The sequence below is a fragment of the Actinokineospora spheciospongiae genome (assembly GCF_000564855.1).
Taxonomy (GTDB): Bacteria; Actinomycetota; Actinomycetes; order Mycobacteriales; family Pseudonocardiaceae; genus Actinokineospora; species Actinokineospora spheciospongiae.
In genome coordinates, this window is the sequence record NZ_AYXG01000205.1 from 20,142 (window position 1) to 29,645 (window position 9,504).

The following is a 9,504-nucleotide window of genomic DNA, read 5'->3' on the forward strand; positions in this document are numbered from 1 at the left end:
GACCGGAGGTGCATGTGGAGCCGGAGTTGGTCGCGGACGAGGGGCACGTCCTGCTCTGGCGCCCGCCCGAGCCGGTGCTCGCCATTTCCTCCGGGCCGCTCGGTGGCGGTATCGGCGAGCGGCGTTGGGTCGTGAACGCCACCGTGCCGTTGAGCTACGACCGCGACGACCCGGAGGTCCACCTGCGGGAGATCGCCGACCGGATCGGGTTGCGCGGGGCCGGGTGCGGGCTGCTCACCGGGGTCGACGTCCGCCTGGTCCGGCACCACTGCGACGCGGGGGTCTCCGCCTGGGTGACCACCGGGATCGGGGACGCGCCCACCTGGGCCGCCGCTGAACCCAGCGGCGAAACGGCGCAGGCCGTCGGGACGATCAACGCGGTGTGCCTGCTCCCGGTCCGGCTGGTCGACGCCGCGCTCGTGAACGCCGTGGCGACGGTCGCCGAGGCCAAGGCGCAGGCCCTGGTCGAGTCCGGGGTGCCGGGGACCGGCACCTGCACCGACGCGACCGTGCTGCTGTGCCCCACCCGCGGTCCGGTCGAGCGGTACGGCGGGCCGCGGTCGGCGGTCGGGGCCCCGCTGGCGCGGGCGGTGCGGGCCGCCGTCGTTGCCGGGTTGCGCCCGCCGGGGTCGTCGCCGCTGTTCGGGCGGCGGTGACGGGGGTGCTGCGGCGCGGGCTCGAAGCCGTGCGGGTGGCGCTGGAGAATCACCGGCGCGGGGTGGAACCGGCCGCCCCCTCCACCCGTCCAACGCGTGACCGGGGACCGTGCAGGCGCCGACTACCCAGCGGAGGTGGCCGTGGTGGCTGACCACGCAGCGCAGGTCGAGGAACTCCTCGCCGACTACCGGCGCAGCCGCGACCAGCTCGCGGGGGTGCACACCGCGCTCGCCGCGATCAGCGAGTCCGCCACCAGCCCGTGCGGGCTGGTCACCGCCACCGTCTCCGCCCAGGGCGCGCTGACCGCGCTGACCATCGACGACGGCGCCTACCGCCGCTACCGGCCCGCCGAGCTGGCCACCGTCGTGGTGCGCACCACCGCGGCCGCCGACGCGCTGGCGGCGCGGGCGGCCGGGCACGTGGTGGCGCCGGTGCTGCCCTCGGGAACCGACCCGGAGGCGCTGCTGCGCGGCACCGCCGACCTGACCCCGGCCGAGGTCGCGCCGCCGCGCCCGGTCGCCGATCCCGACGACAGCTTCGAGCACGTGAGCTGGCTCGAGTCCGACTCGCCGAGGAGGGCCTGATGGCCGGGGAGGGCTTCCGCGCCGACGCCGACGCGCTGGCCGCGCGGGCGGGTCAGTTCGACGCGCTCGCGCAGCGGGCCGGGGCCATCCACCGCGACCTCGACGACGTGCTCAGCGCCGTCGGGGAGTGCTGGGGCGGCGACGAGGTGGGGCGCAGCTTCGCCTCCGGGTACCTGGGGGCCGCGCGGGACACCCTCGGTGACCTGGGTGCGTTGCCGGGCAGGCTCGGTGACGTCGGCGGGCGGTTCCTCGGCACGGCCGAGGGCTACCGCGGCGGCGACGCCGACAACGCCAGGACCATCGGCTCAGCGGACGCGTAGGGGACCGGGATGGGAATCGAGCTGCCCGCCGAGCTGGTGTCGGTCGCCGCCGCCGCGGGGGTCGTCTGGCCGGAGGCCGACGAGGACAGGATGCGCCAGGCCGCGGGGGCGTGGCGCGAGGCGGGCGTGCGGATGGGTTCGCTCGCGGGCGACGCCGACGGCACCGCCCGCACCGCGCTGTCGAGCTTCGCGGGCGAGGCGGGCGACGCCGCGAACCGGCACTGGGAGCGGTTCGTCACCCCGGACACCGGGCACCTGACCGCGACGATCACCTCCTGCACCGCCAACGCCGACAAGCTGGAGCACGCCGCCCAGCAGGTCGGCGAGGCCAAGGTCGCCATCGTGCGCAACCTGGTGGAACTGGCCAAGAACACCGACGCCGCGCACAGCGCCGCCGCGGCGGGACTGCCCAACGCGCTGCTCGGCCTGGAGACGGCGCTGCGCGGCACCGCCGCCAACGTCGCCCACATCAAGGACACCCTGGTCGGCTCGGTGCTGCCCGGCACCGGCGCCGCGGGCTTCACCAACGTGGTCGACCCCAACCCGGGCGCGCCCGGCGGACCGATCGGTGCCAGCCTGCCCGCCCCGGTGCAGAACCTCGTCGGCGGCGGCAGCGCGGGCCAGGCCGGGCAGGGCCTGGCCGGGGTCGTCCCCGGCGTGGTGTCCGGGCTGACCGGGAACGGCGGCCCCACCGGGCTGCCCGTCGTCGACACCATGGTCAGGGGCGTGCAGCACGCCGTCGCGAACCAGGCGCTGCCCGTCCTCGGCGACAGCGGGCCGGGCGCCCCGGCCGGTGCGGGGGCCACCGGGGGAACCGGTCTGCCGCTGGTCGACAACCTGGTCAGCGGGGTCGACCACGCGCTCACCGGCACCCCGGCGGGCGGGCCGGTCGGCGGCGCCCTCGACGGCGCGGGCCGGGTCGTCGACACGGCCGCGGGGGTGGTCGACACGGCCTCCGGCACCGTCGACAACGTCGTCGGCGCGCAGCCGGGGAGCGGGCCGCCGGGCCCGGTCGCGCAGGTCGTGGACAACACCGCGGGTGCGGTCGACCGGGGCACCGACCACGCCGGTTCGCAGGCGGGGCACGAGCCACCGCCCGGTCGGGGGTCGTCCGGTCCGGTGCCGTCGGGCGCCGGTCCGCTGGCGCCGGTGGTCTCCGGGGCGGTGGACCTGCCCGGTCACGTCGCGGCCGAGCTGCCGGTGAACCACGACGCCGTGCGGGCCGCGTCCGCGGCGGTGCTCGACGCCCCGGCGCACACCGCGGCGCCGGTTGCCGGTTCCGTGCCGCCCGCGCAGCAGAACCTCGGCGGCGCCTTCGCGGGTGGTGGTGCCGGAGCAGGCGGCGGTGGTGTTGGTGGTGCTCTTGCTGGTGGCGGTGCTGTGGTTGGTGGTGCTGTCGGTGGCGGTGGACCGGTTTCCCCGGCTCCGGTGAGCGGGGGTCCCGGCGCGTCGGCAGCGGTTGTCGGGCGCCCGGCCGCCCCGGTTGCCGGGGCTGTTCCGGCTGCTGGAGCCGCCCTGGGTGGACCGGGTGCTTCCGGTGGTCCCGGTGGTTCAGGTGGTCCCGGCGGTGGCTCCGGTGCGGCGGGTGGTGCTGCGACGGGGCGTGCCGAGCCGGGGGGAGCGCGCACCGAACCCGGGGCGAGGGCCGCCGCCGGTGCGGTTGCCGCGGCCGGTGGCGCGAGCGGTTCGGGCGGCGGTCGGCTGGCGGGCGCGGACCCGGCGGTGACCGCGACCGACCACGGCAAACCGGGCACCGCCAAGCCGGACAAGGCCACAGCGACCCCGGTCTCGCACCAACCCGACGAGGTCGGCGGCGTCGTGCCCGTCGGCATCCAGGGCGCGCTGGCGGGGCAGACCCCGCCGGAGACCCCGACCGACGCCCGGCAGACCAAGCTGGTCGACCTGCTCGGCGGCAGGCCCGCGGGCTCCGCCCCGACCGGCGGCCCAACCGGCAACCCGACCAACAGCCCGACCAACAGCCCGACCGGCGACCCGGCAGGCGGTTCGACCAACAGCCCGAGCGGTGGTTCGGCGGGCGGTCCGGGTGGTGGGCAGGACGGCCGCGCCGCGGGGGCGCAGCAGCCCGCCGCCGGTGCGGCCGGTGGGCTCGCCGCCGCACCGGCGCCGCGGGCGGGCCGCGCCGACCAGGACCCCGCGCTCGCGTTGTTCCTGGTCGGCCTGTTCCCGCTGGGGCACCTGCCGGTCGCCAGCGCCGCGCCCGCCCGGCAGCTCGCCGCGCCGCCCGTGGAACTCGACTACGCGGCGGGTGGCCGGTTCGCGCCGGACGACCACCCCCGGTCCGACCTGATCGACCTGACCACCCGGATCTCGTCCCCTGCACCCACCGCTTCCACCGTCCCCGCCGGTCATCTCGCCGACGGGTACGACCCGCTCGGCGGTGAGCACGAGCGGGACTGGGACCGCCGGTTCCTGGTCCGCCCGTACGACCCGAACGACCCGGCGTCCGCGACCGAGTACGCCTGGCCGCCCGGGGAGGTCTTCCCCGAGGGCGGGGTGGCGGCCGGTGAGCCCGACGTGCTCGCCGTGGGCACCGTCGTCGACCGGTTCGGCACCGCCGAGGGGCGGGTGTTCGCCGCCGGTGGCACCCCGTTCGCCCGGCGCTCGCTGCCGCCCGCGCTGCTCACCGCCGGGTACCACCGCTACCGGGTGCTGCGGCCGCTGCCGGTGTGGCGCGCGGTGTCGGCGGCCTGGTTCGCCCAGCCCGGCGGCGGTGACCGCCTGCGCGCCACCCGGTCCGCCGCCGACCTGGTGGCGCTGGGCTACCTGATCGACATCACCGGGGAGGTCCGGGCGTGAACGCCGAGTCCGTCGTGGAGCTGCTGGCCGCCGTGGGCGTTCCGGCCGGGGTCGTCTCGGTCGGCGTCGAGGCCGACAACACCTGGTGCCTGGTGGCCGACCCGGACCCGGAGACCCCCGGGTGGGAGGTGTTCTGGCGCGAGCAGGGCAACCGCTACGACTGGGCGCGGTTCACCAGCGAGCAGGTCGCCTGCCACTACCTGTTCGGCAGGCTGACCTGGTCGCAGGTCGTGCGCGGGGTCGTCGGCGTCCTCCCGGTCGCCGGGGAGACCGGCGGTGGCGGGGCCGCGGAGCCCGAGACCGGGCGGGTTCCGCCGGTGGTCGACGAGGCCGCGCCGAAGGACTAGCCGCGCCGAAGGGACTGCCGCAGGCCTAGTCGCGGCGCAGGACGTCCAGTGCGGCGTCGTGCAGGTGGCCGTTGGAGGACAGGGCCGTGCCGCCGTCGAACCGAGCGATCCCGCCCAGGTCGGTGAACCGGCCGCCCGCTTCTTCCACCAGGACCTGCAGCGGCGCCACGTCCCACGGGTTCACGATGGGTTCGGCGGCCAGGTCGATCGCGCCCTCGGCGACCAGGCAGTGCTGCCAGAAGTCGCCGAACGCCCGGTTCTCCCAGCACGCGTCCACCAGGGCCAGGTAGTGCTCGCGCGAGTGGTGTTCCGTCCACGTGCCCAGGTGCGTGGTCGACAGGTAGGCGTCGCCCAGGTCGCGCACGCCGGACACGGTCAGCCTGCGCGGTTGCGCGCCGTCCTGCCCCAGCCAGGCGCCCTCGCCGCGGGCGGCCCACCAGCGCCTGCCCAGGGCGGGTGCGCTGACCACGCCGACCGTCGGCGCGCCGTCCTCCACCAGGGCGATCAGCGTGGCCCAGGCGGGGACGCCGCGCAGGAAGTTCTTGGTCCCGTCGATCGGGTCGAGCACCCAGGCCCGGCCCGCGCCGACCTCCCCGCCGCGCTCCTCGCCGAGCACCGCGTCGCCCGGCCTGGCCTCGGCGAGCAGGGCGCGGACGGCGTCCTCGACGGCGGTGTCGGCGTCGGTGACGGGAGTGCGGTCCGGTTTGCGCTCGACGGTGAGGTCGGCCGCGCGGAACCGCGAACGGGTGATCCCGTCGGCCGCGTCGGCGAGCCGGAGGGCGAAAGTGAGGTCGGCTGACACGGCAGCGATGGTGCCACGCCTACGCTGTGTCCTGTGAGTGTGGTGCTGCTGGCCGAGGACGACGCGGCCATTGCCGATCCCCTGTCCCGGGCGTTGCACCGGGAGGGCTACGAGGTGCACGTCGTCTCCGACGGCCAGAGCGCGCTGGAGATGGCCTCGACCGGCGTGCCCGACCTGCTGGTGCTCGACCTGGGATTGCCGGGCCTGGACGGCTTGGACGTGTGCAGGCGGCTGCGCGCCGCCGGTCGCGGCATCCCGGTCCTGATGCTGACCGCGCGCGCCGACGAGGTCGACTTCGTCGTCGGGCTGGACGCGGGCGCCGACGACTACGTGGCCAAGCCGTTCCGCCTGGCCGAGCTGCTGGCCCGGATTCGGGCACTGCTGCGCCGCCAGGCCCCGGGCGCCATCGACGTCAACGGGGTGCGGATGGACCTCGCCGCCCGGGTGGTGACCGTGGACGGCGCGGAGGTCACCCTGGCGAACAAGGAGTTCGAGCTGCTGCGGGTGCTGATCCAGCGCGCGGGCCAGGTGGTGACCCGCGAGGAAATCCTGACCGAGGTGTGGAGCGACCCGGAGCTGAAGACGTCGAAGACGCTGGACATGCACATGTCGTGGCTGCGCCGCAAGCTCGGCGAGGGCGGTCCCCGCTTCTCCGAGCGGCGCATCGCGACCGTGCGCGGGGTCGGTTTCCGCTTCAACGCGGAGTGACGTGCGCCGCCGCATCCTGCTCGCGATCCTGCTCGCGGTCACCGTCACCGCCTGCGCCCTGGGCATCCCGCTGGGCTACACGGCCCTGCAGGTCGTGGAGAGCCTGACCAAGGAGGACCTGCAGACCCGCGGCCAGCAGATCGCGGCGACCCTGGACGACGAGATCGCCAACGGCCGCCGCGTCGACCTGTCCAAGGTGCAGCTCGCGGTGCCGCCGGGCGGGCGGCTGGTGGTGTCGATCCCCGGCGAGGGCGAGCGCAGCTACGGCGCCCCGCTGGTCGAGGACATGGTGACCACCGACGAGCTGTCGATCGTCGGGCAGGGCCGGGTCCGGCTGCTGCTCGACGCCGGGCCGCTGCGGACCAGGCAGACCCAGGTGACGGTGCTGGTGTCGCTGGTGGTGGTGCTGACGATCGCGGCGGGCACGGTGGTGGCGATGGTCACCGCGCGCAGGCTGGCCCGGCCGCTGCGGCACGTGGCCGAGCGCGCCACCCGGCTCGGGGCGGGCGACTTCCGGCTGGACCGGGCCCGCTACGACCTGTTCGAGCTGGACATGGTCGCCGAGGCGCTGGACGCGTCGGCGACCGCGCTGGCCCAACTGGTGCAGCGCGAGCGGGACCTGGTCGGCGACGTGTCGCACCAGCTGCGCAGCAGGCTGACCGCGTTGCAACTGCGGCTGGAGGCGCTGACGTCCATCCCGGACGCCGACGCCGCCGCGGAGGCCAGGGAGGCGCTGGAGCAGGCCGAGCGGCTGGCCGACGTGCTCGACGAGCTGCTCGCCGCCGCCCGCGAGGCCCGCGCGGTCGGCGCCGAACCGGTGGACCTGGCCCAGGAGCTGTCCGGGCTGGTCGAGGAGTGGCGCGGGGTGTTCCGGTCGGAGGGGCGGGCGCTGCGGGCCCGGTTGTCCCCGGGTTTGCTGGCCAGGGTCACCCCGGCCCGGCTGCGCGAGGCGATCGGGGTGCTGCTGGACAACGCGCTGCGCCACGGCGCGGGCGCGGTCACCCTGGCCGCCCGCACCGGCGACCCGGCGCGCGCCGACACGGTGGTCATCGAGGTCAGCGACGGCGGGGCGGGGGTGCCCGACGAGCTGGCCCCGCACATCTTCGACCGCGGCGTGTCCGGCGCGGGTTCCACCGGCCTCGGCCTGGCGCTGGCCCGGGCGCTGGTCGACTCCGACGGCGGCAGGCTGGAGCTGTCGACGGCCCGGCCGCCGACGTTCACCGTGTTCCTGCCGGTGCCGAAGGCGGGCAACGTGCGCGGGGTGAAATGGCCGGCGGAACGCTCGCCCCGCTAGTTCAGCGCGCTCGTCCCCGCTGGTTCTTGTCGGCCCCGCTCAACGGCGGTGTTCCAATTCATCCGGGAAGACCCATTTGCGGAATGCCCAGAAGCGGAAGAACATTGCCAGCAGCATTCCGATGATCGAACCGCTGGCGAAGTCGGCGATCTCCTGCACCGCCCGGGTGACGTTGGGCACCTCGAGGTCGAGCACGTAGCGGGAGACGAATGGCGGGATCAGGTTGATGCCCACGCCGATGCCGCTGATGAGGAAGAACAGCGCCGCCTCGTGCCTGCGCTCCCGGCCGCCGCGCATCCGGAACGACCACTCGCGGTTGAGCACGTAGGACGCGATGGTGGCCACGATGATGGCGATCGCCTTCGCGGTGATCGGCTTGTCGGCGAGCACGGTCAGCTTGAGGACGTACCAGATGACGTTGTCGATGATGAACGTCGTGCCGCCCACCACCGCGAACTTGAGCAGTTCGCGGTGCTTGAGCAGCAGGTTTCGCAGTGGCGCAGGCAGCACGCCCAACACCGACTCGACTACGGTCACCGGCGCAGTCTAGGCGAAGGACCTGCGGTTACGCCGCCCGTTCGGTGTCGCCGGCGGGGCGGACCGCCCGCAGCGGGCGCACCCGGGCCTCGGCGTCGGGGAACACCCACTTCTTGAACGCCCACCACCGGAAGACCATCGCCAGGGCCGTGCCCAGCACGATGCCGAAGCCGAAGTCGGCGACCTCCTGGGTGATCAGGGTCACGTTGGGGACCTGGAGGTGCAGCGCGTAGCGGGACAGGAACAGCGGCAGCGAGTTGATGCCGACGCCGATGCCGCTGATGAGGAAGAACAGCGCCGCCTCGTGCCTGCGCTCCCGGCCGCCGCGTTCCCGGAAGGACCACTCGCGGTTGAGCACGTAGGACGCGATGGTGGCGACGATGACCGCGATGGCCTGCGCGGTCACCGGATTGCGGTTCAGCACGGTGAATTTGAGCACGTAGTTCACCGTGATTGTCACGATGAAGCAAATACCGCCGACGACCGCGAACTTGAGCAGTTCCCGGTGCCTGACCAGGATGGCCCGCACCGGTTCCGGGATTCGGGCGAGCACATTCTCGACAAAGGCCATGGCGGCGGAGTCTATCCAGGATGGACGCCCGGTGTCCCGCTGCCCGGCTCCGGTGTCCGGTCCGACCGGTTCGTCGGGACCGACCACGACCACCACGGAATCCACGCGACCGCGCTGTCCTTCGCCGTGCCCAGGACCGCCGTCACGGTGATCGAGCGGTCCTCCCAGCCGGGCGGGTGCGTGTACGCGACCAGCGCCAGGGTCGAGCCGGGGGCGAGCGGGCCGCGGGTGGTGCAGGTGGAGCGCTCGTGGGCGCGGGTGCAGTCGACCGGGGTCGCCGACGCGACCCGGTGGACCAGGCGGTCGAAGCTGATGGTGACCGGTTCGCTGCTCTCCCCGGTGTTGAGCACCCGCACGTCGAGCGCCGGTTCGCCGTGCGGGAAGCCGGGGCGGGGCGCGGCAAGCACCCGCACGGCGTCCTTGAGCGCGGGCGGGGCGACCCGCACCGGGATGCTGAAGCTCGTCGGGGTCACCCCCTCGGCGGTCACCGAGCCGGTGATCACGCCGTCGCGGGCACCGGGGTCGGCCACCACGGTGAAGCTGAACGACGCGGTCTCCCCCGGGGGGATGCCCGCGCCGGTGCAGGTGATCGTCCCGGCGCCCCCGGGGCAGCGCACCGCCAGCGCGCGCTCGGCGACGGCGCGGACGCCCTGGGGCAGCCGCAGGACCGCCGTCACCGGACCGGACGTCCTGCCGCCGGTGTTGCGCACGGTCATGACGATGTCGGCGGGTCGCCCCGGCACCAGGACCGGCGGGGCGACCGGGCCCGCGGCGTCGAGGACCGGTGTGGGCGCCGGGGGTGGCGCCTGCGGCGGGTTCGGCGCGGGCGCGGGTGCCGGTGCGGGTGGCGGCGGGGGCGCCGGGGCC

At 75.3% G+C, this 9,504-nt stretch carries 10 protein-coding genes and 1 pseudogene; 7 read left to right on the forward strand and 4 right to left on the reverse strand.

Annotated elements, in window-relative coordinates; genetic code table 11:
• Positions 1-14: 14 nt before the first annotated feature.
• The 5 genes from UO65_RS25965 (at position 15) to UO65_RS25990 (ending at position 4,725) form a co-directional block, all read left to right on the forward strand.
• The gene (locus tag UO65_RS25965) at positions 15-656 is read left to right on the forward strand and encodes an adenosylcobinamide amidohydrolase (protein ID WP_233427843.1); all 642 of its coding nucleotides are present in this window, start codon (positions 15-17) and stop codon (positions 654-656) included.
• Between the two features lie 141 nt (positions 657-797).
• Positions 798-1,241: a YbaB/EbfC family nucleoid-associated protein gene (locus UO65_RS25970; protein ID WP_200873467.1), complete on the forward strand. Its 444-nt coding sequence runs from the start codon at positions 798-800 to the stop codon at positions 1,239-1,241.
• Positions 1,241-1,561, forward strand: coding sequence for a WXG100 family type VII secretion target (locus UO65_RS25975; protein ID WP_035287476.1), 321 nt, complete (start codon positions 1,241-1,243; stop codon positions 1,559-1,561). Before UO65_RS25970 ends, UO65_RS25975 begins: the two co-directional genes overlap by 1 nt.
• Before the next feature lie 9 nt (positions 1,562-1,570).
• The gene (locus UO65_RS38345; protein ID WP_052021784.1) at positions 1,571-4,378 is read left to right on the forward strand and encodes a TNT domain-containing protein; all 2,808 of its coding nucleotides are present in this window, start codon (positions 1,571-1,573) and stop codon (positions 4,376-4,378) included.
• Positions 4,375-4,725, forward strand: a complete 351-nt coding sequence (locus UO65_RS25990; RefSeq protein WP_052021785.1) for a hypothetical protein — start codon at positions 4,375-4,377, stop codon at positions 4,723-4,725. The genes UO65_RS38345 and UO65_RS25990 overlap by 4 nt, the downstream gene beginning before the upstream one ends.
• A gap of 25 nt (positions 4,726-4,750) precedes the next feature.
• Here the strand turns inward: UO65_RS25990 and hisN are convergent, their stop codons facing one another.
• Positions 4,751-5,527 (reverse strand): histidinol-phosphatase, encoded by a 777-nt coding sequence (gene hisN, locus UO65_RS25995; RefSeq protein WP_411431375.1) that lies wholly within the window; start codon positions 5,525-5,527, stop codon positions 4,751-4,753.
• Between the two features lie 39 nt (positions 5,528-5,566).
• Between hisN and UO65_RS26000 the strand changes: the two genes are divergently transcribed.
• Together UO65_RS26000 and UO65_RS26005 are read left to right on the forward strand one after the other, a co-directional pair.
• Positions 5,567-6,235 carry a response regulator transcription factor gene (locus UO65_RS26000; RefSeq protein WP_035287478.1) on the forward strand — a complete coding sequence of 223 codons (669 nt, stop codon included), beginning with the start codon at positions 5,567-5,569 and terminating at the stop codon, positions 6,233-6,235.
• Position 6,236: 1 nt separating this feature from the next.
• Positions 6,237-7,529 (forward strand): ATP-binding protein, encoded by a 1,293-nt coding sequence (locus UO65_RS26005; protein WP_035287481.1) that lies wholly within the window; start codon positions 6,237-6,239, stop codon positions 7,527-7,529.
• Positions 7,530-7,568: 39 nt separating this feature from the next.
• On the opposite strand, the gene UO65_RS26010 is transcribed toward UO65_RS26005, so the two are convergent.
• From UO65_RS26010 to UO65_RS37000, 3 genes and pseudogenes are all read right to left on the reverse strand, one after another.
• Positions 7,569-8,066, reverse strand: a complete 498-nt coding sequence (locus UO65_RS26010; RefSeq protein WP_035287483.1) for a GtrA family protein — start codon at positions 8,064-8,066, stop codon at positions 7,569-7,571.
• Between the two features lie 28 nt (positions 8,067-8,094).
• Complete coding sequence (locus UO65_RS26015) at positions 8,095-8,637, reverse strand: GtrA family protein (protein WP_035287485.1); 543 nt, start codon at positions 8,635-8,637, stop codon at positions 8,095-8,097.
• 11 nt (positions 8,638-8,648) lie between these two features.
• Positions 8,649-9,504: pseudogene (locus UO65_RS37000) on the reverse strand (sigma-70 family RNA polymerase sigma factor); the annotation flags it as partial.

What these genes read in the sequence shown, in the direction of transcription:
- UO65_RS25975 (WP_035287476.1), top strand. Translation starts at nt 1,241, where the DNA reads ATGGCCGGGGAGGGCTTCCGCGCCGACGCCGACGCGCTGGCCGCGCGG.
- UO65_RS38345 (WP_052021784.1), top strand. Translation starts at nt 1,571, where the DNA reads ATGGGAATCGAGCTGCCCGCCGAGCTGGTGTCGGTCGCCGCCGCCGCG.
- UO65_RS26015 (WP_035287485.1), bottom strand. Translation starts at nt 8,637, where the DNA reads ATGGCCTTTGTCGAGAATGTGCTCGCCCGAATCCCGGAACCGGTGCGG.